The sequence below is a fragment of the Caulobacter sp. GW821-FHT09B08 genome (assembly GCF_059418225.1).
The window spans coordinates 552,841-576,893 of sequence record NZ_JBWKPL010000003.1; the positions used below are offsets into that span (position 1 = coordinate 552,841).

Genomic DNA, 24,053 nt, shown 5'->3' on the forward strand with positions numbered 1-24,053 from the left:
CCCCCTTCGGGCCTTCGGCCCTCCTTCCCCCATAGGGGGAAGAGGACCCGCGTTTGCGTCCTCCGCCCCCTACGGGGGCGGACAGACCGCGAAGCGGTCAGGTGGGGGCAAGTCGGTGCGCTACCGCCCCCTCAGCCGCCCCGCGATCCAGCGATCCACCGCCTCCGTATAAGCCCCCGGCAATCCCAGCGTCCGGTTGACGTCGGCATGGGTCAGAGCCTGGGGCAACACCGGCATATCCCGCCCGGACGCCCGAGCCTTGGCCGCGAACCGTTTGGCGTCGTCGCAGGGGTCGTCGGGCCGCTTGGTCGAGCAGACCAGCATCATCGGCACGGCATTGGGCGTCCACTGGTCCATCGGCGAGGCCTTGGCCCAATAGGCCGGATCGGGCCCGAACGCCTGGTCGTAGAACCGGGGATGCCGCCCGGCCATGGTCGCCGAGATCTGCATGGCGGCCGAGTCCAGCACCACCGTCCCCGCCCAAGGCTTGCCCACCATCTCGGGTCGCGACGAGACCAGCGCCACCAGGTGCGCGCCGGCCGAGTGACCCATCAGGACGATCTGCCCCGGATCGCCGCCCCAGCCCTCGGCATGGCCCTGCACCCATTGCACGGCCTCGGCCACGTCCTCGCCCTGCTCGTAGGCCATCGCCCCCGGCAGCATGCGGTAGTTCACGCTGACCACGATCCAGCCCTTGGTCAGCCAGTGCTTGAGCTTGTTCTCGACCGAGCCGGTATTGGCCTTGTCGCCGATCATCCAGGCCCCGCCGTGCACCATGATCAGGATCGGCGCGCCCTTCGGATTGGGCGGCAGATAGACGTCCAGGCGCTGGGCCGGGTCGGTCCCGTAGGCGTCGGTCCGCTTGCGGGCGCCGGGCTGGATGGCCTGCAGGTCGATCGGGCGCTCTTCCTCGGCCTTCTTCTCGGCCAGGCGCTGGCGCAGCTTGCCGCGCATGCCCAGGCCCAGCTGGGCGGCCTCCACGGCCGGGGCGCCGGCCAGCAGCGCGGCCATCAGGGCGATCAGCGCGGTCTTGCGTCGGTTGGATGTCATGTCGGGCTCTCGGTCGGGTCATCAATAACGGCGAAACGCCCGCCGCGCCTCTCCGCATCGGGGGAGGAGGGAGACGCGCGGCGGGCCGGGACGGATTCGATCAGGGACGGGTTACCGTGCCGCTGACCGAACGCGTCGAGCCGTCGTAGCCGGTGCGCGAATGGTCGTAGCTGACCGTGCCGTCGCCGTTGTTGACGACATCGGTCGAGCGGCTGGCCGAGGCGCCGTTGTTGAACGTGCGGGTCGCGCCCGAGCTGAACGCACCGTCGCCCCAGGTCGCGCCGCGCGTGCTGGCCACGCCCCGGCCGGAATTGGTCTGGGTTCCGCGCGACACCGAGACGGCGCCAGGCTGGCGGCTGACGTTGCGACTGTGGACATAGCCGTGGCCGCGCGCGCCCTGGACGCTGACGAAACGGCCGTGCTGGCCGGCCTGGGCCGGGACGGCGATCATGGCGGTCAGCACCGCCAGGGACGAGAGGCCGGTGGCCAGAATGGAAGTTTTACGCATGATGGCTCCATGGATATGGGTCGGTGTCCCTCGACGCCGTCACCTGACCACGCCCCGGCGCCCTGGCGTTTGCGCGCGTCCGACGAACTGTATCGAAGTGTAAACGGCCCCCGAGGCGGCTTTCGCCCGGCCCCGGCTTGAGGCATCTGCTGGACCATGGCCGACAACACCCTGATCGCGGTCGTGGAAGACGACGCCGAAATCCGAGACCTGACCCTGGGGCTGCTGCGCCGCGAGGGCTACGAGGTCGCGGGCTGCGAGAACGCCGAGGCCTTCGACCGCCTGGCCGCCCGCCGCCGGGTGGACCTGGTGCTGATGGACATCATGATGCCGGGCGAGGACGGCCTGTCGGTCTGCCGTCGCCTGCGGGCGGCCGGCGACACCGCCATACTGATGGTCACCGCCAAGGGCGACGACATCGACCGGGTCATCGGTCTGGAGATCGGCGCCGACGACTACCTGCCCAAGCCCTACAATCCGCGCGAGCTGCTGGCGCGGGTGAAGGCGATCCTGCGCCGCACGCGGGAGGTCCACCGCGTGGCCGCCGCCCCGCCCGGCGAGATCCTGGGCTTTTCCGGCTGGCGGCTCGACACGGCCAGCCGCGACCTGACCGACCCGTCGGGCCAGGCCGTGGTCCTGACCGGCGGAGAGCACGACCTGCTGATGGCCTTCCTGCGCCATCCTCAGCGGGTGCTGAGCCGCGACCAGTTGCTGGACTGGACCCGGGGCCGCAGCGCCGAGCCGTTCGACCGCGCCATCGACGTGCTGCTGAGCCGCCTGCGCCGCAAACTGGGCGACGAGGGCCTAATCAAGACCGTACGCGGCGGCGGCTATCTGTTCAGCGCCCCGGCCGAGCGGCTGTCGTCATGATGCTGGCCGACAATCTCTCCACCCGGATGACGGCAATCCTGCTGGCCGGGCTGGCGGCTATGCTGCTGATCGGGGCGGTGCTGCTGGTCTGGCCGCAGGGCAAGGGCGAGGGCGGGGTGCGGTTCTATCAGCTGCCGCGTCCGGCCGAGGCCCGGGCCATCGTCGAGGCCGTGGAGGCCAGCCCGCCGGTCGCCCGCGCCAAGGTGGTGGCGGCGCTGGACACCGGGGTGATCCGCACCAGCCTCGCCCCCGACTATCCGCCCGTGCCGCTGCGCGCCCGGGTCGCCGACGGCCGCGATCCCGGCTTCAAGGCCTACCGCCAGGCCCTGGGCGGCCGCGACCTGCGCATCGACATCCGGCGCGGCGGGCGGCTGAAGGACGGCGCCCTGCCCGGCCGCCACGCCTTGAAGCTGTCGGTGCGCCTGGCTGACGGCGAGGTGCTGGTCCTGCATCGCCGCGCCCCCGAGGTGGCCCGCCGGTTCTTCGGCCGGGTGTCGCTGGCTTTCGCCTCGCTGCTGGTCGTCACCCTGCTGATGCTGACCCTGGCGGTGCGCCAGACCACCCGTCCGGTCAGCCTGCTAGCCCGCGAGGTGGCCCGGTTCGGCGACGACCTGGACGCCAAGGCCCTCCCCCTGCGCGGCCCCCGCGAATTGCGCCAGCTGTCGGCCGCCTTCAACACCCTGCAGGGGCGGATCCGGGGCCTGATGGACGAGCGCACGCGGATGCTGGCCGCCATCGCCCACGACCTGCGCACCTATCTCACCCGCCTGACCCTGCGGGCCGAGTTCATCGCCGACGAAGCCCAGCGCGCCAAGGCCGCCCGCGACCTCTCCGAGATGTCCCAACTGCTGGACGACACCCTGCTGTTCGCCCGCCAGGACGCCGGGCGCGGCGACGGGGCGCGGCCGATCGACCTGCGCCGCGAGCTGGAGACCCTGGCCGCCCTGCGCCGCGAGATGGGACAGTCGGTGACCCTTTCTTCCCAGGCGGCCGGCGTGGCCTGGGTCTCGCCCCTGGCCCTGCGCCGGATGGTCGACAACCTGGTCGACAACGCCGCGCGCTACGGCGGCCACGTCACCCTCGACGCTCGCCCCTTGGGCCGCCGGGTCGAGATCATGGTGCTGGACGACGGCCCGGGCCTGCCGGTCGGAGCGCTGGAGACCTTGACAGCCCCCTTCGAACGCGGCGAGGCCTCGCGCAACCGCGCCACCGGCGGGGCGGGACTGGGCCTGTCCATCGTCCAGGCCCTGGCCAAGGCGCAGGGCGGGAGCTTGGTCCTGGCGAACCGGCCGGAGGGGGGCCTGGCGGCGACCATCGAGTTGCCGGGTCATGCCCCAGGCGCCTGACCGCCGGGCAACTCAATCGACACGTTTCGCCGAAACCGTCACAACCTTGTAGAGAACAATGTTATATGAGTAGCGCCAAAGGGGGCCTGCTCATGATGATCCAATCTCTGATCGACGACGCCGAACTGCGCGCCGAACTGGTCGCGAGCAAGTCCGCGCCGGCGCCGGAACTGACCCAGGAACAGGTTGTCGACCAGATCGTCCACCGCGCGCGATCCGGCGCCGGCGTCGACTTCGACGTGCTCGAGGCGCTGATCGGAAACAACGACCTGGTCGAGGTCAATTATCTGGAACGCGGGCTGATGGCCGCCCGCGCCGTGTGCCGGATCAACGTGCCGGCCGCGCGGGGCGACGGCGGCGAGTGGGGCTCGGGCTTCCTGGTCGGCCCGCGCCTGCTGCTGACCAACAACCACGTCATTCCCGACAAGGACGCCGCCTCGCGCGCCACCGCCGAGTTCGGCTACGAGCTGAACGGCGAGGGCCGCCTTCGCCGCACCACGCGCTTTCGCCTGGCGCCCCAGGACGGCTTCATCGCCAGCCCGCCCGGCGCCCTGGACTACACCCTGGTGGCCATCGCCGAGATCGACGAGGACGGCCTGACCCCGCTGGCCAACCTGGGCTACCTGCGGCTGGATCCGAAGATCAACAAGACCGAGGTCGGGCAGTACGTCACGATCATCCAGCACCCCGACGCCAAGACCAAGCGGATCGCCCTGCGGGAAAACCGGGTCGTCAAGCTGGGCGACGCGGTCTACCCCGACCGCGACAACTTCCTCTGGTACTCGTCCGACACCGCGCCGGGCTCGTCGGGCGCGCCGGTGACCAACGACGCCTGGCAGGTGGTGTGCCTGCACCACGCCGGCATTCCCGAGCGCGATATCCAGGGCGGGGTAGAGCAGTGGCGTCTGGCGAGCGGCGACTGGGCGCCCGCCGAACTGGCCGTTCGCCTGCCCTCCGACAAGATCCGCTGGATCGCCAACGAAGGCGTGCGCGTCTCCAAGCTGGTCGCCGACGTGGAGCGGCAGACCCTGGATCCGGCCATGGCGCCGATCCGCCCGCTGATCGCCGCTTTCGTCGACGACGCCGTCGGCCGCCAGCCCTTCCCCGGCACGATCGCCGGCCAGAGCCTGATCGGCCCTCCGATCATCGGGGGTGCGCCGACCACGCCGGCCACGCCGACGATCCTGGCGCTCGGCGTCGCCGAAGCCGCCCGCAAGCCGGCCATCCACCGCCGTCCGGCCAACTATTTCGACGGACGGGAAGGCTATGTCGACAGCTTCCTCGGCACGAAGGTTCGCCTGCCCGAACTGGGGTCCGACGCCCTGCGCCACGGCGAACCGGCCCTGCCGGCCGGCGGTCGCGACGAGGTCCTGCGCTACCTGCACTTCTCGCTGGTGCTCAACAGCGCCCCCGAACGGCGGATGGCGTTCTTCACGGCGGTCAATATCGACGGCGCCAAGTGGGGCGGCCTGAAGCGCGGCAGCGACACCTGGTACTACGATCCGCGCCTGCCCGAGGAGCTGCAGGTCGGTGACGAGCTCTACGGCAACGAGCCGGGCGCGTCGAAGAACTACTTCGATCGCGGCCATCTGGTGCGGCGTCTGGATCCGGTCTGGGGCACCGAGCTGGAAGCGGCCCAGGCCGACGAGGACACCTTCTACTGGACCAACTGCTCGCCGCAGTACTTCGGCTTCAACCAGGGCAGCGACCTCTGGCAGGGCCTGGAGAACTTCCTGCTCTACAATACCGACGAGGAGAACGTCAGGGCCTCGGTCTTCTCGGGACCGATCTTCCGCGACGACGACGAGCGGCACCGGGGCATCAAGATTCCGCAGGAATTCTGGAAGGTGATCGTCGTCGCCGACCAGACCGGCAAGCTCTATTCCAGCGGCTATGTCGTCAGCCAGAAGAAGTACGCGCTCAACATCCCGTTCGAGAAGCTGCCGGTCGGTCCCAACAGCACCGTGGACAGCCAGAACTTCCAGGTGCCGGTCAGCCGCATCCAGGCCGACACCGGCTTGGTCTTCGATCCCGTGGTGCTGGCCGCGGACGTCTATACCGGCCCGGACAACGGTCGCACCCTGAGGGGCCTGACGGACATCCAGCATCCGAGGCGGTAGCCGCCCGCGCCCTCACGGCCTGCGATAAAGCTCCGCCTCGATGATCCCCAGCCGGCCGCCGGTCGCCACCTTCTCGGCGCCGGTATCCAGCCCCGCGCGGGCGCCGGTGATCTCGACGATCTTGCCGAAGGCGTCGCGGTCGACCGTGGGGCCGGTCAGGGCGATGCGCAGGCGGGTACCCTTCACCGGCTTCAGCGGCAGGGTCACATAGCCCAGGCTCTTGGTCGGCTCGCCCTCCCACACCGTGACGCCGTCCACGGTCACCCGCAGCGGGTACGAGCGCAGGCGCCAGCCGATCAGTTTCAGCACCAGCTCGTCGACGACCTGGGACTTGGCGAGGCGGTATTCGATCCAGGCGTTCTCCAGCTTGCCGTCGCTGGCCCAGTGGGTGGTCTCGTCGTCGTCGCGGGTCAGGCGCGCCTCGACCGCGCTGGAGCCTGCCAGGATCTCGACCGGGTCGAGCGCCACCCGGCGAACCTTGAACGACGGCGTCGTGGGCGTGGGACCGCGCGACAGGTTTACCGGCAGCGGCGTCTCGACCGCCGGCGGCGGGGCGACGTCGAGGGTCAGGCTGGCGGCCTTCAGGCCCTCGGCCCTGGCCGTGACGGTCACCTTGCCGGCCGCCAGGGTCGAGCGCAGGGCCACGCGGTTGATCCCGCCCTCGACCGGCAGGGTCCTGGATCCGATGAAGTTGTCGTCGCCGCGATTGGTCCCCTCGTAGTGGGTGACCGCGTCCTTGCCGGCAGCCTGGGTTATGATGTTCACCGCCGGCCCCGTGACCTCGACCGGCTTCTTGCCGGTGGAGTCGCCCTGGGCGATGCCGCCGCGCCAGTCGGCCGGGCCGTCGACATCGAAGCTGACCGTGTCGAGCGCCGTCGGCACGCGGCGGCCCTGGGCGTCCACCGCCTCGACGTCGACCAGGGCGATGTCGGACGCGTCGGCGCGCCAGCCTTGCGGCCCCACGTGCGGCGTCAGGCGCAGGGCCACGGCGGGGCCGGTGGTGACGACCTCGGCGGTCGAGACCACCTTGCCGGCCGCATCGCGGCCGATCGCCCGCAAGGTTCCTGGCGCCCAGGCCACCTTGGCGAAGGTGAAGAGGAAGCCGTTCGACTTCACGCCCCGGCCTAGCGACTTGCCGTCCAGGGTCAGCTCGACGCTGTCGGCGGTGGAGACCACCAGCACGTCCTTCATCGTGCCCGGCGCGTAGTTCCAGTGGCCGACGATATGGCTGCGCGGATGCTCGACATCGACCCAGCCGTCCCACATCGCCTGGTGGACGAAGAAGGCGTCCTTGGGCAGGCGCATGGCGTCCACCTCGCCGCTGCGGCGATAGTTGTTGTCGCCCCGGAAGTGGGTGTTGCTGTCAGTGAAGTTGATGTTCACCCCGCCCGAGCTGACCCGCGCGCCGCCGCCCGGCCGCTCCCGCCAGTAGTCGTACCAGCGGCGCACGGCCTCGGCCGAATTGCTGTCCTGGTTGCGGTTGTAGTCGGGGCTGTCCTTGTGGAACGGCGGAGTCAGTTCGTCCTGGAACTTCCGCGCCGCCTCGTCGCGCATGTACTCCATGGCCCAGACGGGCTTGCCGGCGCTCTTGTTGATGTAAAGCATCTCGCCGCCGTACTCGGCGACCTTGCTGGCCAGCATCTCGCGCGAGCCGACGGCGCGGCCGCCATGCGGGTCGAACTGGTCGCGCACGGCCTTCATGTCGGCCATGTGTTCTTCGGAAATCCCCTTGTTGCCGCTCTCGTAGAACAGCACCGAGGGGTTGTTGCGGAAGGCCACGATGCTGTCGCGCATCAGCTCGACCCGCTGTTCCCACCGGCGACCGCTGGTGTCGCCCTCGGCGTCGCCGGCCGGCAGGGCCTGGAGCAGGCCCACGCGGTCGGACGACGCCACGTCCTGGGCGGCGGGCGTCACGTGCATCCAGCGCACCAGATTGCCACCGCTCCGCACCATCAGGCCGTTGGAGAAATCGCTGATCCAGGGCGGCACGTCGGTCCCGAGCGCCGGCCATTCGTTGGTGCTGCGCTGGGCGTAGCCGTGCACCTGGATGACCCGGTCGTTCAGCCAGATCATGCCGTCCTTGAAGGCGGTCTTGCGGAAGCCCGTGCGGGTGGCGACCTGGTCGACCACCGCGCCGTTCTCCACCAGGTCGGTCTTGACCGTGTAGAGATAGCCGTAGCCCCAGCTCCAGAAGTTCAGGCCTTTCAGCCGGGCCTGGGCCGTGACGGTGCGGGTCTCGCCCGGGGCCAGGGTCACGGTCGGGCCCGTGAACGTTCCGGCGGGCTTGCTGTCGACGTCGGTCAGGCTGACGCGATAGGCGAAGGTGCGCGGTCGGGCGGAGTCGTTGCGCACCTCGGACTCGGCGTGGACGGTGGCGGCGCGGCCCTTGATGTCGAAGCCGTCGGCCCAGACATAGACGCCCGTCGTGCCCAGGCTGGAATAGAGCGGCAGGGTCTGGTGCAGGCTGTCGGTGACGTGCAGCCGGACCGACTGGTTGATGCCGCCGTAGTTGGCGTGGAAGTTCTTGTTGTTCCACTGAAACGGCGCGCCGGTCGCGCGCTCCTTGTAGGTCCAGCTGCTGTCGACCCGCACGGCCACCACGTTCTGGAACGGCGCGGGTTTGACGTAGGCCGTGGCGTCGGCGCCGAAGCCCGAGACGCCGTTCTCGTGGGCCGCCACCTTCACGCCGTTGACGAAGACGTCGGCCGCCTGGCGCACGCCGGTGAACTCCAGGATCGTCCGGCTATCGGGCGCGGCGTCGGCCGGCAGCACGAAGGTCTTGCGATACCAGGTCACGCCGTCGCGCTGGTCGGCGCTGGCCACCTTGAAGGCCTCGTCCTCGTTGAAGGCGCGCGGCAGGGTGACGGGCTTCCAGGCGGCGTCGTCGAAGGCGGACTGTTCGGCGCCGGCCAGATCGCCCACGGCCATGCGCCAGCCGTCGTTGAAGGGCTTGTCGACACGGGGCGCGGCGCTCGCGACGCCGCCCAAGACCAAGGCCGCGCACAGCCCATTCAGGATCGCCCGTCGCATCGTCGCCCTCCGAAATTGGCCAGGCCAATTTAGGCCTTTCGCCACCTGTGGCTTGACATCGTGCCCATGTCAACGCATTCTCACAATATCGGACAGTATCTCATATTTTGAGAAATTGATCGTGAGGCCGACCCCGGTCCGCCTCCCCCACACACGTCAACTCGCCCGCCTCTTCCCCCCATCCGGGCCAGCGGAGCGCCTCCGGCGCTCCGCTATTTCTTTGCTCGAAGAGTGGGGAGCGCCACGAGGCGCTCCGCTATTTCTTTGCCTAACGCCCCAGGCAGCGCGGACCGCCGAGGATCGGCTGAACGCCCGTCGTCTGCGGATGCACATAGGCCGAGACCGGCAGCCCCAGGAACGACAGCCGCCCGGCCACCAGCGACGCGGCCAGGCGCGCCCCGCCCTCGTTGATGTGGGTGGTGTCGCTATTGCCCTGCGGGTAGCGGGCGACGTGGTCCTCGGGCGTATAGATCAGATAGAAGCCGCGCGAACCGGCCTCGCCCCGCACCTGCTGGGCGCCCATCATGTCGGCGTCCAGGTCGATCAGCGGCGTCTGGGTAGCCTTGGCCACGGCGCGCACCGCCTCGGCGTAGGGACCGTGGGTCTCCTGCACCTTGTCGTCCAGGAAGACGTGCTTGGCGATGGGCGTCATCAGCACCGGCTGGGCGCCCTTGGCCCGTACATCGGCGACAAAGCGGGTCAGGTTGGCGGTGTAGGCGCCCTTGGGATCGGTGAAGCGGACGATCTTCACCCGATCGGCGTCGTTGTGGCCGAACTGGATCAGCACCGTGTCGCCGGGCTGGAGCTTGGCCAGCAGGCCATCCCACAGACCTTCCTCGATGAAGGTCTTGGTCGAGCGGCCGCCGCGCGCCAGGTTCACCACCTCCACGCGTGGATCCAGCGAGCACTTCAACACCATGCCCCAGCCCATCTGCGGATAGGCAGACGCGCCGTAGTTGGCGGCGGTGGAATCGCTGGCGATCAGGATGCGGGCGACCGGCGCGGCCACCGGCGGCGGGGCCGGAACATCGGTCAGGTCGGGCGACGGCGCGCCCGGAGCGCTCTGGAGCGCCAGGGCCGCGAGGAAGGCCAGCGCGCTCATCGTGTCACCTCGGCCAGGATGGAGCGGTCGATCTGGTCCAGGGTGTTGACCCCGGTCAGGGCCATGGCCACGCGCATTTCCTTCTCGATCAGGTCCAGCAGTTGGCTCACGCCCGGCCCGCCGCGCGCGGCCAGGGCGTAGACCCACGCCCGGCCCAGCAGCACGCCCTTGGCGCCCAGGGCCAGCATCCGCACCACGTCCAGGCCCGAGCGCACGCCGCTGTCGGCCAGCACGGTCAGGCGGTCGCCCATGGCCTCGGCGATGGCGGGCAAGGCACGGGCCGAGGACAGCACCCCATCCAGTTGCCGGCCGCCGTGGTTGGAGACCACGATGCCCTCGGCCCCGATGTCGGCGGCGGCCTTGGCGTCCTCGGGATCGAGCACGCCCTTGATGATCAGCGGGCCTTTCCACTGGTCGCGGATCCAGTCGAGGTCCTTCCACTGGATGGAGGGATCGAAGTTCGCCCCCAGCCAGCCCATGAAGTCCTCAAGGCCCGAGTTCTTGCCCAGCACCGGCGCGACATTGCCCAGGGTGTGGGGCCGGCCCATCAGGCCGACGTCCCAGGCCCACGAGGGCTTCAGCGCCGCCTGCACTAGCCGGCGCGCGGCGGCGTTGGGACCGCTCATGCCCGAATGGGCGTCGCGGTAGCGGGCGCCGGGCACGGGCATGTCGACGGTGAACACCAGGGCCGTGGCCCCCGCGTCGGCCGCCTTGGCCAGCAGGTCACGCATGAAGCCCCGGTCGCGCAGCACGTAGAGCTGGAACCAGATCGGCGCGGGGCTGGCCTTGGACACTTCGTTCACGTCGCAGACCGAGACGGTGGACAGGCAGAACGGCACGCCCTTGGCGGCCGCCGCCTTCGCCGCCTGGCACTCGCCGCGCCGCGCGTACATGCCCGTCAGACCCACCGGCGCCAGGGCCACCGGCAGGGCCTGGTAGTGGCCGAACAGGGTCGTGGAGGTGTCGACCTTGGAGACGTCCTTCAGCACCCGCTGACGCAGGGAGAGGTCGGCGAGGTCGGAGACGTTGCGGGCCAGGGTCCGCTCGGCATAGGCGCCGCCGTCGATATAGTCGAACAGGAAGCGGGGCAGCTTGCGCCGCGCCGCCTCGCGGAAGTCCGTCGTCGATGAAACGATCATTGGGAGACGATCATCGGACTACTGCAGGTTCACGAACGCGCCGCCGTCGACCAGCAGGGCCGCGCCGGTCACGTACTTGGCCAGGTCCGAGGCCAGGAACACGATCGGCCCGGCCAGGTCGTCGGGCTCGCCCAGGCGACCCAGCGGAATGCGGCCGGACATGTATTCGCGCTTGGCGACGTCGGCCAGGTCTTCCTTGTTGATGGCGGTCTCGATGGTGCCCGGCAGCACCGAGTTGCAGCGGATGCCGTACTTGCCCAGCGCGATGGCGGTCGACTGCATCAGGCTGTGCACCCCGGCCTTGGTGGGGGTGTAGTGGGTCTGCATGCCGCCGCCGACCAGGGCGCTGATCGAGCTGACGGCGATGATCGCGCCGCCGTGGCCCTGCTTGACCATCTGGTTGGCCGCCGCCTGCACCATGTAATAGGCGCCGTGCAGATTGACCTTCATGGTCCGCTCCAGAACTTCGGGCGGCATGTCGAGGAAGGCGTGGAAGGGGCAGATGCCGGCGTTGTTGACGAAGACGTCGACCTTGCCGAACGCATCGACGGCCGCCTGGACGAAAGCGGCGGCGGTCTCGACCTCGGCCACGTCGCCCTTCACGGCGATGGCGCGGCGGCCCAGGGCCTCGATCTGGGCGACGGCGTCGGCCGCGCCCGCTTCGTCGGAGTGGTAGTTGATGGCCACGTCCGCGCCGTGCTGCGCGGCGCCGATGGCGGCGGCCTTGCCGATCCCGCCCGAGGCGCCGGTCACCAGCACCACCTTGTCCTTCAGAAGCATCGTTCCTCCACTCCGTACTCTTAAGGCGCCTACCGCTTGGCGGGCGTCCTCTTCTCGTTCCAGCCCAGCTCGACGCCGATGGCGTTGGCGCAGTCGCGCACCGTCGCCGTCAGGTCCGCCATGCGGGCGTCGTCCATGTATTGCGCCGCGCCGGACACGCTGATGGCCGCGACGATCCCGCCGCTGGGCCCGCGGATCGGCGCCGCCACGCAGCGGATGCGGTCCTCGTTCTCTTCCAAGTCGAAGGCCACGCCCTTCTTGGCGTAGTCGTGCATCCAGGCGATCCACTGCTCCTCGTCGGGGCCGTGCGCCGAGCGCGGGCCTTCCTTGCGATAGAGCTCGCGCCAGCGCGCCTCGGTGTCGTCCAGCACCAGGGCCTTGCCCAGGCCCGTCGAGCGGATCGGCTGGCGGTCGCCCACGCGCGAAGAGATATTGATGCGGCGGCGGCCGGTCAGCTTGTCCAGATAGTGGGCGCGGTCGTCTTCCAGGACGCCCAGGTGGACGGTGTCCTCCAGCTCTTCCCACAGCTTTTCCAGGTGGGGACGCGCCACGCGCGGCAGGTCCATCTGCTGGCCGGCCAGGTAGCCCAACTCCAGCAACTTGGAGCCCAGGCTGTAGCCCTCGCGCGGGGTCTGGGCCAGCAGCCGGCGCTCGACCAGGGCGGTGGCCAGGCGGTGCGTGGTGCTGCGGGTCAATCCCAGCTTGGCGGCCAGGCCCGGAAGGCCGATCGTGCCGGAGTCGGCGACCACGTCGAGCAGGTCCAGCCCCCGGAAGAGCGTCTGGCTGCCGCTGGGCGCCTTACCGCTTGAGTTGTCTTCCTTGGCCACCGTTCCGGCTCCCCTTGACGCGTCACGTTTCATTTTGTAGCACTCTCTCTCATAATATGGTACCTAGCGCAAGCGGCGACGGCGACGATCCGGTCACCAAAAGCAGGGCGCGCCACCGTGTCATAGGACGTCTTGGGGAGGTAGGCGCGGCCTTTGAAGGTTTCGCCAAGCATGTCGAAGGCCTTTGCCTAACGATACGCCCTCTTCTTCCTTTAAGTAGACCGCTTCCTCTTGGAAGCGTTTGGGCTGGAGCAGGTTTTTCCCATGCCGTTTCCCCTTATCCGGCAAGTTCGGGCCTATGTCGTACGCGGCGGCGGGGCCGACTATCACGACCAGGGCGAAGGCCACTGGATCGACGACCACATCGCGACCCCCATGTCGCGCTACCCTGAGTATCGCCAGAGTCGCCAGAGTTTCGGAATCAACGTTCTGGGCACGCTGGTCGTCGAGATCGAGGCCGCCGACGGCACGATCGGCTTCGCGGTGACCACCGGCGGCGAGCCCGCCGCCTACATCGTCGAAAAGCACCTGGCCCGCTTCCTGGAAGGCCGCGATCCGGCCGAGATCGAGAAGATCTGGGACCAGATGTACTTCTCGACCCAATACTACGGCCGCAAGGGCCTGGTGGTGAACGCCCTGTCGGGCGTCGATCTGGCGCTGTGGGACCTACTGGGCAAGCTGCGTCAGGAGCCGGTCTATCACCTGCTGGGCGGCAAGGTTCGCGACGAACTGACCTTCTACGCCACGGGCGCGCGTCCGGACCTGGCCCAGAAGATGGGCTTCATCGGCGGCAAGATGCCCCTGCACCACGGCCCGGCCGAGGGCGAGGAAGGCCTGCGCAAGAACCTGGAAGAACTGGCCACCATGCGCGAGCGCACGGGCGAGGACTTCTGGCTGATGTTCGACTGCTGGATGGCGCTGGACCTGAACTACGCCACCAAGCTGGCCCACAAGGCCCACGAATATGGCCTGAAGTGGATCGAGGAGGCGCTGAGCCCCGACGACTACTGGGGCTATCGCGACCTGAAGAAGAACGCCCCTCCCGGCATGCTGGTCACCACCGGCGAGCACGAAGCCACCCGCTGGGGCTTCCGCATGCTGCTGGAGATGGAGTGCTGCGACATCATCCAGCCGGACGTGGGCTGGTGCGGCGGCATGACCGAGCTGGTGAAGATCTCCAACCTGGCCGACAGCCGCGGCGTGCTGTGCATCCCGCACGGCTCCAGCGTCTACAGCTACCACTTCGTCACCACGCGCCATAACAGCCCATTCGCCGAGTTCCTGATGATGGCCCCCAAGGCCGACGAGGTGGTGCCGATGTTCCACCCGCAGCTGATCGGCGAGCCCGTCCCGGTGAACGGCAAGCTCAAGCTCGGCGACGCGCCGGGCTTTGGCGTCGAACTCAATCGCGAGGTCGGTCTGCACCGGCCTTACGCCCGCTAATCCCCCGAAAGCGTATCCCATGAAACTCCTGCGTTACGGCCCCCGCGGCGCCGAAAAGCCCGGCCTCCTCGACGCCGACGGCAAGATCCGCGACCTGTCGGGCGTGGTCGCCGACATCACCGGCGCCGAGCTGTCGCCCGAGGGCCTGGCCAAGCTGGCCGCCATCGATCCGACCACCCTGCCGCTGGTCGAGGGCTCGCCCCGCCACGGCGTGCCGGTGGGCAGCGTCGGCAAGTTCCTGGCCATCGGCCTGAACTTCGCCGACCACGCCAAGGAGGCCGGCCTGGAGCCGCCGCCCGAGCCGATCTTCTTCACCAAGGCGATCAGCTGCCTGAACGGCCCTAACGACGACGTCATGCTGCCCAAGGGCGCCGAGAAGGGCGACTGGGAAGTCGAGCTGGGCGTGGTGATCGGCAAGCGCGCCCGCTATGTCGAGCAGGCGAACGCCCTGGACTACGTCGCCGGCTACGTGCTGGTGAACGACGTCTCCGAACGCGCCTTCCAGAAGGAGCTCGGTTCCCAGTGGGACAAGGGCAAGGGCTGCGACACCTTCGGCCCGGTCGGCCCGTGGCTGGTCACCGCCGACGAGGTGGGCGACTGCCAGGACCTGGACATGTGGCTGGACCTGAACGGCAAGCGCATGCAGACCGGCAACAGCAAGACCATGATCTTCGGCGTGGCCGAGCTGATCGCCTATATGAGCCGCTTCGTCACCCTGGAGCCGGGCGACATCCTGACCACCGGCACCCCGCCCGGCGTCGGCGAAGGCCAGAAGCCCGAGAAGATCTTCCTGAAGGCCGGCGACGTCATGGAGCTGGGCATCGAGAAGCTGGGCAGCCAGCGCCAGAACGTCGTCGCCTGGACCCAGGAAGGCGTCGCGTGACCACTCCCTACGCCAATCGCTTCGCGAACCGCGCCGCCGTCGTCACCGGCGGGGCCTCGGGCCTGGGCCGGGCCGTGGCCGCCCGCATCGTCGCCGAGGGCGGCCAGGTCTCGCTGTGGGACCTGGACGCCGCCGCTCTGAAGGACGCCGTCGCCGAAGTGGGCGCCGCCCACAGCGTGGCCCTCGACGTCTCCGACCACGACGCCGTGGCCGCCGCCGCCAAGGCCTCGCACGGGGCCCTCGGCAAGATCGACATCCTGGTGGCCTCGGCCGGCATCACCGGCGCCACCGTGCCCGTGCACGAGTTCCCGCTCGACAGCTGGCGGCGCGTGATCGACATCAACCTGAACGGCATCTTCTACTGCTGCCGCGAAGTGGCGCCGTTCATGATCGCCCAGGGCTACGGCCGGATCGTCAACGTCTCGTCCGTGGCCGGCAAGGAAGGCAATCCCAACGCCAGCGCCTATTCGGCGTCGAAGGCGGGCGTGATCGGCCTGACCAAATCGCTGGGCAAGGAGCTGGCCACCAAGGGCGTGATCGCCAACAGCATCACCCCGGCCACCTTCGAGAGCCCGATCCTGGAGCAGTTGCCCCAGAGCCAGGTCGACTACATGCGCGGCAAGATCCCGATGGGTCGCCTGGGCGAGGTCCATGAAAGCGCCGCCATGGTCTGCTTCATGGCCAGCGAGGAGTGCAGCTTCACCACCGCCGCCACCTTCGACACCTCCGGCGGCCGCACGACCTTCTAGGGAGCCGAGTGATGGCCTGGCTCGGCCCGATCATCGACCCGCACATGCACCTGTGGGACCTGGACCGGCACTACTACGCCTGGCTCCAGGACCGCCCGCTGCCGAACAATCCGGCCGGCGACATGTCGTCGATCGCCTATCGTTCGTACGGACTGGACGACTATCTGGCCGACACCGCCGGCTGGAACGTCGCCGCGACGGTGCATGTCGAGTGCGGCCTGCCGCCCAAGGATCAGCTGTCTGAGACCGACTGGCTGCAGGGCCTGGCCGATACGCGCGGCGTGATCGGCGGGATCGTGGCTGGCGCCAATCTGGACGATCCGGGCGTCGAGGCGCTGCTGGAGGCGCAAGCCGCGCGGGCCAACGTCCGGGGCGTGCGACAGATCGTCAACTGGCATGCCGACCCGGCCAAGACCTATGGCCCAAGCGACCTCTTGCTGAACGCCCAGTGGCGGACCGGCTACGGCCTGCTGGCCAAGCATGGCCTGTCGTTCGACCTGCAGCTCTACCCGTCGCAAATGGCAGTGGCCGCCGAACTGGCCGCCGCCCATCCGGACACGCCGGTGATCGTCAACCACGCCGGCATGCCGACCGACCGCGACGAGGCGGGCCTGCAAGCCTGGCGCGAGGGCCTGGCCCTGCTGGCCGAGCGGCCGAACGTCAGTTGCAAGATCTCGGGCCTGGCCATGGTCGACCGCGCCTGGACGACCGACAGCCTGCGCCCCTTCGTGATGCGCGTGATCGAAACCTTCGGCCCGGCCCGCTGCATGTTCGCCAGCAACTTCCCGGTCGAGAAGGTGCACGGCGCGTTCGGCGCTTTCTACGAAGCCTATGACGCGATCACGGCCGACTTCTCGGAGACCGAGCGACTGGCCCTGTTCGCCGGGACCGCCCGGCGGGTCTACCGCCTGGCCGATCGATAAGAACAAGAAACGGGAGGACACGATGAGCACTGAGGACCGGCCGATCGCCTTCCGCATGCAGCTGAAGCCCGGCGTCGCCGCCGAGTACGAGCGCCGCCACGACGAACTGTGGCCCGACCTGGCCGACGCCCTGCGCGAGGCGGGGATCCACGACTATTCGATCTTCCTGGACGAGGAGACCATGAGCCTCTTCGCCGTCCTGCGCCTGCGCCCCGACAACAAGAAGGACGCCCTGCCGCTGCAGCCGGTGATGAAGCGCTGGTGGGACTTCATGGCCGACCTGATGGAGGTCCATCCGGACAACAAACCCGTCGAGTGGCCGCTCAAGCCCGTCTTCTACTTCGAGGGTTGAGGATGCGCCCCCTCCTCCCCGCACTGAGCCTTGCGGCCGCCCTCCTGGCGACCTCGGCCCCCATTCAGTCGTTTGGCGCCGAGCCCGCGCGCTACACGATGACGGCGTTCACCAACGCCAGCCAGTCGAACATGAGCGTCTACGACTCGGCCGACGGCACGCGCTTCACCCTGAAGAAGCCGCTGGCCTACACCCCGCCCAAGGGGCTGATCCGCGATCCCAGCGTGATCAAGCACACCGACGGCTGGTACTACGTCGCCTACACCACCGGCTGGGCCGGCAGCACCATCGGCCTGGCCCGCAGCAAGGACCTGGCCGACTGGACCTTCCTGCGCGACGTCACCATCGACGTGCCCGGCGTCACCAACAGCTGGGCGCCGGAATGGTTCGTCGACCAGGACGGCGCGGTGAACCTGATCCTGTCGGTCTCGACCACGGGCCAGCAGGGCGACTTCAAGCCCTATCGCCTCGTCGCCGCCGACGCCTCGCTGGCGACCTGGAGCGCGCCCAAGCCCCTCGCGGGTCTGGGTCCCAACTTCATCGACACCTTCGTGGTGCGCGAGGGCGGCCTCTACAACGCCTTCGCCAAGAACGAGACCAGCAAGTTCGTCGAGCTGTGGACCGCCCCGTCGCTGGACGGGCCCTGGCAGGCCAAGGGTACGGGCGACTGGGCCGGCTGGGGCAAGTTCCTGGAAGGCCCCGCCCTGACCCGCGCGCCCGACGGCGCCTGGCGGATCTATTTCGACGAGTACATGTCCAAGCGGTACTGGTACTCCGACAGCCGGGACGGCTTCCGCACCTGGACCAAGAAGACCGAGCTGCCGGAACTGTCGGGCACGGTGCGCCACTTCACGGTGCTGAAGGAAGGCGGCGACCAGGCCGTCGCCACCAAGCCCGCCGAAGCGCACAAGATCACCTGGGACAAGTATTCGCTGAAGGTCGACGGCGAACGCGTCTTCTCGTGGGGCGGCGAGTTCCACCCCTTCCGCGTGCCCAGCCCGGACCTGTGGCGCGACATCCTCCAGAAGATGAAGGCCAGCGGCTACAACACCGTCGCCATCTATTTCGACTGGGGCTACCACTCGCCCAAGCAGGGGGTCTACGACTTCAGCGGCGTGCGCGACATGGACCGCGTGCTGACCATGGCCAAGGAAGAAGGCCTCTACGTCATCACCCGCGCCGGGCCTTACGTGAACGCCGAGCTGACGCGCGGCGGCTTCCCCGGCTGGCTGGTCAACCAGCAGGCCCGGGCCCGCACCGACAATCCCGAATACGTCACCGCCGCCGACGAGTGGCTGACCCGGATCAACGCCGTGGTCGCCCGCCACCAGCTGACCACCGGCCAGGGCACGGTGATCGCCCACCAGATCGAGAACGAGCTGGACGTCGTGGGCGCCCCGCAACAGCGCTACATGCAGTGGCTGGCCGACAAGGCTCGCGCGGACGGGATCACCGTCCCGATCTTCCACAACGACAAGGGCCGCAACGGCTATTGGGTGCCCAAGGATTCCAAGGTCCCCGGCACGGTGGAAGGGCCGGCCGACCTCTACGCCTTCGACGGCTATCCGGGCGGCAACTGCAAGGTCGACTCCACGCCCGCCAGCCCCGGCGTCGCGCCCGACTGGGGTCTCTACGGCCCCGGCGGCTCCAGGGGCGGCGCCTCGGCCAGCCCCAACACCCCCGGCTTCGCGGCCGAGTTCGGCGGCGGCTGGTTCGACTACTGGGGCAGCAACGGCGACTACGACTGCACCGCCATCCATCGCGGCGTCGGCTACCAGCGGGTGTTCTACGGGACCAACATCGCCAACGGCCTGACGATCCAGAGCTTCTACATGACCTATGGCGGCACCAGCTGGGGCTGGCTGCCGGCCCCGGTGGTGTTCACCTCGTACGACTACGGCTCGGCCATCGACGAGGCCCGGGGCCTGCGCGACAAGGCCCGCGTCATGAAGCAGATGGGCGAGTTCATCGCCGCCGTGCCGGACCTCACCCGCATGGACAAGGGCCCCGCCGTGGTCCCGGCCAACGACAAGGTCCGCGTCTACCACAACGTCAATTCCGAGACCGGCAGCCACCTCTATGTGGTGGTCCACAATCCCAGCAGCGCCACGGGCGACGAGGCCTTCACCTTCAAGGTCTCCACGCGCGACGGCGACTATGTCGTCCCCTCGCGGATCAAGGGCCAGGACAGCAAGATGCTGATGGCGTCCTACGACCTGGGCGGCCAGCGGCTGGTCTATTCGACGTCCGAGATCCAGACGCACCTGAAGTGGAACGACGGCGATCTGGCTCTGCTCTACGGCCGCGCCGGCGAGGCGGGCGAGACGGTGCTGCGCTACGCCTCCGCGCCCAAGGTCGAGGTTCTGGAGGGCGAGGTCGCTTCGACCTTCGACGCCGCCAAGGGCGACCTGAAGCTGACCTATGCCCATAAGGGCCTGGCCCGCGTGCGGATCACCGGCGGCAGTCGCCCGCCCCTGACCCTGCTGCTGGCCGACGCCGAGACCGCCCAGACCTTCTGGCGGCGCGATACCGCCCTGGTGCGCGGCCCGGGCCTGGTGCGCAGCGACGCGACCAAGGGCGGGGTCCTGTCCCTGACCGGCGACACCGAGACCGACAGCCCGCTGGAGGTCTTCGCGCCCAAGGCCGTGACGGCGATCCGTTGGAACGGCGCCAAGGTCGCGGCCAAGCCGACGGCTTCGGGTAGCCTGCTGGCCGACAAGTCCCTGGCCGGTCCGGCGGCGATCACCGTGCCCGATCTCGCCAAGCTGGACTGGAAGACCGCCCCCGGCTCGCCCGAGTCCGATCCGGCCTTCGACGACTCCGCCTGGCTCAAGACCGAGGGGCGCCGCAGCGGCTCGACCGTGCGTGGCCCCACCGGCCAGCCGGCGCTCGACATGAGCGCCTACGGCTTCCACCAGGGCGACGTCTGGTATCGCGGCCGCTACACGGGCAAGGCCGACATCGACACCCTGACCCTGCACTACGGCGCCGGCGGCGCGGGCATGCTGCAGGTCTGGCTGGACGGCCGCTTCCTGGGCCAGCACGAGCTGGACGGCGGCCTGCCCCGTCCGATCACCACGGGCGTCGCCACCTTCAAACTGCCCGAAGACCTGCGTGGAACCGGCGAGCACCTGATCTCGGTCATGGTCCGCAACAACGGCCACAACTGGGACCTGGACGCCGACGACTTCCACAAGGAAGCCCGCGGCCTGGTCTCGGCCTCGCTGTCGGGTCCAGGCAGCTACAGCTTCGCCGTGCCGATCGCCTGGAAGATCCAGGGCAATCTGGGCGGCGAGGACATCCAGGACCCGGTGCGCGGCAACGCCAACAACGGCGGCCAGTTCGGTGAACGCAGCGGCTGGCACCTGCCCGGCTTCCCGGACGCGGCCTGGGCCAAGGCCGACATGGCGGCGACCCAGCCCTATGCCGGCACGACCTGGTATCGCACCAGCTTCGACCTGAACCTGCCCAAGGACCAGGACACCACCCTGGGCCTGACCATCGGCGATCCGAACGTCCCGCGCTCGCCCGGCCGCTACCGGGTGCTGATCTTCGTCAATGGCTGGAACATGGGCCAGTTCATCGCCAATGTCGGCCCCCAGCGGACTTTCGTCCTGCCACCCGGCATCGTCGACCTGCACGGCAAGAACACCCTGGCCCTGGCCGTCACCAGCGACGGCGAACCCGGCGACGCCCTGGAGGCCGTCAAGCTCGTCAACCTGCGCACGGTGCGCGGCGGCATCCCCGTCGCCCGCGTGCCCGCCCCCGACTTCAAACCCTAGACCGGACTACTGGAGACTATCGTGCCCAATCTCGCTCACGGCCTCGAGGCCAAGGACATCAAGGCCAAGATCGCCCTGCTGATCAGCAATCTGGTCGACATCCAGGACGAGACCGGCGAGTTCCTGCTGCGCCTCGAAGACGGCCGCGTCATCGACACCAAGGGCTGGAACGACTGGGAGTGGACCCACGGCGTGGGCCTCTACGGCCTGTGGAAGCAGTACGAGATGACCGCCGATCCGCGGGCGTTCGAGATCATGACCCAGTGGTTCGCCGACCGCTTCGAGGCCGGCACCCCGACCAAGAACATCAACACCGTCTCGCCGTTCCTGACCCTGGCCTATCTGTACGAGGCCACCGGCGACCACACCTACCTGCCCTATCTGGAAACCTGGGCCGACTACGTGATGTACGAGGGTCCGCGCACCGAGGAAGGCGGCTTCCAGCACATCGTCTTCAACAGCGAGAACCCCCAGCAGCTGTGGGACGACACGCTGATGATGAGCGTCCTGCCACTGGCCAAGATCGGCCTCTTGCTAGGCCGCGACGACTTCGTCGAGGAGGCCAAGCGCCAGTTCATGGTGCACATCAAGTACCTGGCCGACCGCAAGACCGGCATGTGGTTCCACGGCTGGACGTTCGAGGGCCGGCATAACTTCGCCGACGCCCTGTGGGCGCGCGGCAACTGCTGGGTGACGATCGCCATCCCCGAGTTCATCGAGCTTTTGGACCTGCCGCCCGGCGACGCCCTGCGCGACTTCCTGATCGACACCCTGGAAGCCCAGATCAAGGCCCTGGACCGCTATCAGGACGCCGAGACGGGTCTGTGGCACACCCTGGTCGACGACAAGACCTCGTACCTGGAAGCCTCGGCCACGGCCGGCTTCGCCTACGGCGTGCTGAAGGCCGTGCGCAAACGCTATGTCGGCCGCGAGTACCAGGAACTGGGCGTCAAGGCGCTGAAGGGCGTCCTGGCCAATATCGACGACAAGGGCGAGCTGCAGCAGGTGTCGTTCGGCACCCCGGTGTTCGACACCCTGCAGGGCTACAAGGACATCCCCCTGACCTCGATGCCCTACGGCCAGTCCCTGGCGATCCTCGCCCTGGGCGAATTCCAGCGCGCCTTCATCTAGGCCCGCTTCCGGGGCCGCCGCTCATCAGGGCGGCGGCCTCCAAGACCAAGACTTCGTGCATTCGGGAAGACACCACATGGCCACGTCGGAAATCCGCAAGCCCACCTGGCTCACCTATTGGAGCTGGGGTTCCGGCGACATGCTGGGGGCCGGCGCGCAAGCCGTGATCACCGGCTGGCTGGCCTATTTCTTCATCACCTTCTGCGGGCTGTCGCCGATCGAGACCGGCCTGATCCTGGGCCTGCCGCGCCTGCTGGAAGCGATCACCTGCCCGCTGATCGGCTATGTCTCCGACAACCTGCGCCACACCTGGGTCGGACGGCATATCGGGCGGCGCAAGATCTTCCTGATCGTCACGATCCCGCTGCTGCCCGCCTTCGCCCTGATCTTCGTGACGGGCCAGACCTTCGCCTACTACCTGACGACCTTCATCTTCTTCGAGTTCGTCTACACGATGTTCCTGATCCCGTGGGAAACCCTCGCGGCGGAAATGACCAAGGATTACAAGGAAAAGGCCAAGTTCGCCGGCGTGCGGATGCTGATCGCCCAGACCTCGGCGATCCTGGCCTCGTACCTGCCGACCCTGATCATCAACCACTTCGGCGGCAAGGACTCGCCCGGCACCTTCCTGATCATGGCCGCCATCTTCGGCGGGCTGTTCAGCCTGGTGGTGCTGCTGGTGGTGCTGTTCACCTGGGAGCGCCCCTACACCGACGCCGAGAAGCTGATCCAGCCCGAGCCGATGGACTGGGGCCGGGCGGCGATGATCCCGGTCAACATGTTCCGCGACCTGTTCTCGACCCTGCGCATCAAGGCCTTCCGCCAGCACCTGTCACTGTATCTGGGCGGCTATATCAGCCAGGACATCTTCAACACCGCCTTCCCGCTGTTCGTGGCCACGGTGATGATGGGCGCCACCCTGGTGATCTCCAAGCTGATGACCACCATGTACGTCGCCCAGCTGATCTCGGTGATGATCGCCATCAACGTGGTGATCCGTACGGGCCCGACCATGGCCTACCGCATCGCCATCGGCTTCGTCGGCGCGGCCCTGCTGCTGTACCTGGGTCTCTACCTGCACCGTCCGGCGGGCTTCACGCCCGGCGGCGACCTGAACGCCGTCACGGCCTTTTGGCTGTTCGCCCCGATCATCCTGGCGGGCCTGGGCCGGGGCACGCTGAACTTCGTGCCGTGGAGCGTCTACAACTACCTGCCCGACGTCGACGAGGCCGTAACCGGCCAGCGGCGCGAGGGGATCTTCGCCGGGGTCATGACCTTCGTGCGCAAGATCGCCCAGTCGGGAGCGATCCTGGTCACCACCAGCCTGATCGGCCTGGGCGGCTATGTGGCCGCCGACAAGGCCCATCCGGGCGCGGTCGTCCAGTCGCCGGAAGCGGTGCGCGCCGTGGTGCTGGTGATGGTGGCCGGACCGATCCTGGTGATGCTGTGGGGCCTGTGGGTCTCGTGGTCGTTCCGCCTCAACGCCCGCACCCACGAGGTGCTGATCCACGAGGTCGAGCGCCTGCGCGACGGCGCGACGGAGGCCGAAAGCCCCGAGTCCAAGGCCATCGTCGAGGACCTGACCGGCTGGCGCTACGAGCGGCTGTGGGGGCGCTAGCCCCCTCCCCTCACTGCCCGGGGATCGGCAACCGCTCCATGATCTCCACCGAGTCCCCGGGGAAGATCGCGAAGTGGGGATGGTTCTCGAACATCGCCGCCGCCGCCTCATGGGACTCCGCCTTCACGACGACGAAGCCGCCGACCAGGTTGCGGATGTCGGCGACGCCGGTCTTGGACACCTTCTTGGTCTTGCCCAGCGGCCCGCCGTGCTCGACGATCGAGGCGGCGTGGTCGGCCATCCACTGGCCCCAGGCGGCCATGCCCTTGGCCTTGGTCTCTTCGCTCAGCGAATTGGGATCGATCGGCTCGCCGGAGCCCATGTAGAGGGCCAGGAACGTCTTCATCGGCATTTCCTCCTTGGACCTCCAGGGGCCGGGAGCGAGCATAGCCCGCTCCCG

The 24,053-nt window shown here is 68.8% G+C and carries 19 protein-coding genes; 11 read left to right on the top strand and 8 right to left on the bottom strand.

Annotated features, from left to right (window positions below):
* Positions 1 to 120 precede the first annotated feature (120 nt).
* On the bottom strand, positions 121 to 1,050 hold the full coding sequence (locus AC07OA_RS13185) for a carboxylesterase family protein (protein ID WP_494664260.1): 930 nt from the start codon (positions 1,048 to 1,050) through the stop codon (positions 121 to 123).
* Positions 1,051 to 1,150: 100 nt separating this feature from the next.
* Entirely contained in the window at positions 1,151 to 1,558 is a 408-nt protein-coding gene (locus tag AC07OA_RS13190) for a hypothetical protein (RefSeq protein WP_494664261.1), read from the bottom strand.
* A gap of 156 nt (positions 1,559 to 1,714) precedes the next feature.
* Here AC07OA_RS13190 and AC07OA_RS13195 point away from each other — a divergent pair, with 156 nt between their 5' ends.
* From AC07OA_RS13195 to AC07OA_RS13205, 3 genes are all read left to right on the top strand, one after another.
* The gene (locus AC07OA_RS13195; RefSeq protein WP_494664262.1) at positions 1,715 to 2,428 is read left to right on the top strand and encodes a response regulator; all 714 of its coding nucleotides are present in this window, start codon (positions 1,715 to 1,717) and stop codon (positions 2,426 to 2,428) included.
* A complete protein-coding gene (locus AC07OA_RS13200; RefSeq protein WP_494664263.1) occupies positions 2,425 to 3,774 on the top strand; it encodes an ATP-binding protein in 1,350 nt (449 codons plus the stop codon). Before AC07OA_RS13195 ends, AC07OA_RS13200 begins: the two co-directional genes overlap by 4 nt.
* A gap of 92 nt (positions 3,775 to 3,866) precedes the next feature.
* Positions 3,867 to 5,894: a DNA/RNA non-specific endonuclease gene (locus AC07OA_RS13205; RefSeq protein ID WP_494664264.1), complete on the top strand. Its 2,028-nt coding sequence runs from the start codon at positions 3,867 to 3,869 to the stop codon at positions 5,892 to 5,894.
* A gap of 12 nt (positions 5,895 to 5,906) precedes the next feature.
* Here the strand turns inward: AC07OA_RS13205 and AC07OA_RS13210 are convergent, their stop codons facing one another.
* The 5 genes from AC07OA_RS13210 to AC07OA_RS13230 all read right to left on the bottom strand — a co-directional run bounded on the left by AC07OA_RS13210 (position 5,907) and on the right by AC07OA_RS13230 (position 12,805).
* Positions 5,907 to 8,924, bottom strand: a complete 3,018-nt coding sequence (locus tag AC07OA_RS13210) for a glycoside hydrolase family 2 protein (RefSeq protein WP_494664265.1) — start codon at positions 8,922 to 8,924, stop codon at positions 5,907 to 5,909.
* Positions 8,925 to 9,192: 268 nt separating this feature from the next.
* Positions 9,193 to 10,026 carry a rhamnogalacturonan acetylesterase gene (locus AC07OA_RS13215; RefSeq protein WP_494664266.1) on the bottom strand — a complete coding sequence of 278 codons (834 nt, stop codon included), beginning with the start codon at positions 10,024 to 10,026 and terminating at the stop codon, positions 9,193 to 9,195.
* The gene (lldD, locus tag AC07OA_RS13220) at positions 10,023 to 11,165 is read right to left on the bottom strand and encodes an FMN-dependent L-lactate dehydrogenase LldD (protein ID WP_494664267.1); all 1,143 of its coding nucleotides are present in this window, start codon (positions 11,163 to 11,165) and stop codon (positions 10,023 to 10,025) included. Before lldD ends, AC07OA_RS13215 begins: the two co-directional genes overlap by 4 nt.
* Before the next feature lie 18 nt (positions 11,166 to 11,183).
* Positions 11,184 to 11,945 carry an L-rhamnose 1-dehydrogenase Lra1 gene (lra1, locus tag AC07OA_RS13225; protein ID WP_494664268.1) on the bottom strand — a complete coding sequence of 254 codons (762 nt, stop codon included), beginning with the start codon at positions 11,943 to 11,945 and terminating at the stop codon, positions 11,184 to 11,186.
* A gap of 29 nt (positions 11,946 to 11,974) precedes the next feature.
* Positions 11,975 to 12,805, bottom strand: coding sequence for an IclR family transcriptional regulator (locus tag AC07OA_RS13230; protein ID WP_494664269.1), 831 nt, complete (start codon positions 12,803 to 12,805; stop codon positions 11,975 to 11,977).
* Positions 12,806 to 13,036: 231 nt separating this feature from the next.
* Between AC07OA_RS13230 and rhmD the strand changes: the two genes are divergently transcribed.
* The 8 genes from rhmD (at position 13,037) to AC07OA_RS13270 (ending at position 23,653) form a co-directional block, all read left to right on the top strand.
* Entirely contained in the window at positions 13,037 to 14,215 is a 1,179-nt protein-coding gene (gene rhmD, locus AC07OA_RS13235) for an L-rhamnonate dehydratase (RefSeq protein WP_494664270.1), read from the top strand.
* A 19-nt stretch (positions 14,216 to 14,234) separates the two neighbouring features.
* Positions 14,235 to 15,098, top strand: a complete 864-nt coding sequence (locus AC07OA_RS13240; RefSeq protein ID WP_494664271.1) for a 2,4-didehydro-3-deoxy-L-rhamnonate hydrolase — start codon at positions 14,235 to 14,237, stop codon at positions 15,096 to 15,098.
* Positions 15,095 to 15,847 carry an SDR family NAD(P)-dependent oxidoreductase gene (locus tag AC07OA_RS13245; protein ID WP_494664272.1) on the top strand — a complete coding sequence of 251 codons (753 nt, stop codon included), beginning with the start codon at positions 15,095 to 15,097 and terminating at the stop codon, positions 15,845 to 15,847. The genes AC07OA_RS13240 and AC07OA_RS13245 overlap by 4 nt, the downstream gene beginning before the upstream one ends.
* An 11-nt stretch (positions 15,848 to 15,858) precedes the next feature.
* The gene (locus AC07OA_RS13250) at positions 15,859 to 16,770 is read left to right on the top strand and encodes an amidohydrolase family protein (protein ID WP_494664273.1); all 912 of its coding nucleotides are present in this window, start codon (positions 15,859 to 15,861) and stop codon (positions 16,768 to 16,770) included.
* Positions 16,771 to 16,792: 22 nt separating this feature from the next.
* The gene (rhaM, locus tag AC07OA_RS13255; protein WP_494664274.1) at positions 16,793 to 17,122 is read left to right on the top strand and encodes an L-rhamnose mutarotase; all 330 of its coding nucleotides are present in this window, start codon (positions 16,793 to 16,795) and stop codon (positions 17,120 to 17,122) included.
* 2 nt (positions 17,123 to 17,124) lie between these two features.
* Complete coding sequence (locus AC07OA_RS13260; RefSeq protein WP_494664275.1) at positions 17,125 to 20,904, top strand: beta-galactosidase; 3,780 nt, start codon at positions 17,125 to 17,127, stop codon at positions 20,902 to 20,904.
* A 21-nt stretch (positions 20,905 to 20,925) separates the two neighbouring features.
* Positions 20,926 to 22,035: a beta-galactosidase BglB gene (gene bglB, locus AC07OA_RS13265; RefSeq protein WP_494664276.1), complete on the top strand. Its 1,110-nt coding sequence runs from the start codon at positions 20,926 to 20,928 to the stop codon at positions 22,033 to 22,035.
* Between the two features lie 76 nt (positions 22,036 to 22,111).
* On the top strand, positions 22,112 to 23,653 hold the full coding sequence (locus tag AC07OA_RS13270) for an MFS transporter (protein ID WP_494664277.1): 1,542 nt from the start codon (positions 22,112 to 22,114) through the stop codon (positions 23,651 to 23,653).
* Between the two features lie 10 nt (positions 23,654 to 23,663).
* Here the strand turns inward: AC07OA_RS13270 and AC07OA_RS13275 are convergent, their stop codons facing one another.
* Positions 23,664 to 23,999, bottom strand: coding sequence for a YciI family protein (locus AC07OA_RS13275; protein WP_494664278.1), 336 nt, complete (start codon positions 23,997 to 23,999; stop codon positions 23,664 to 23,666).
* Positions 24,000 to 24,053: the final 54 nt, after the last annotated feature.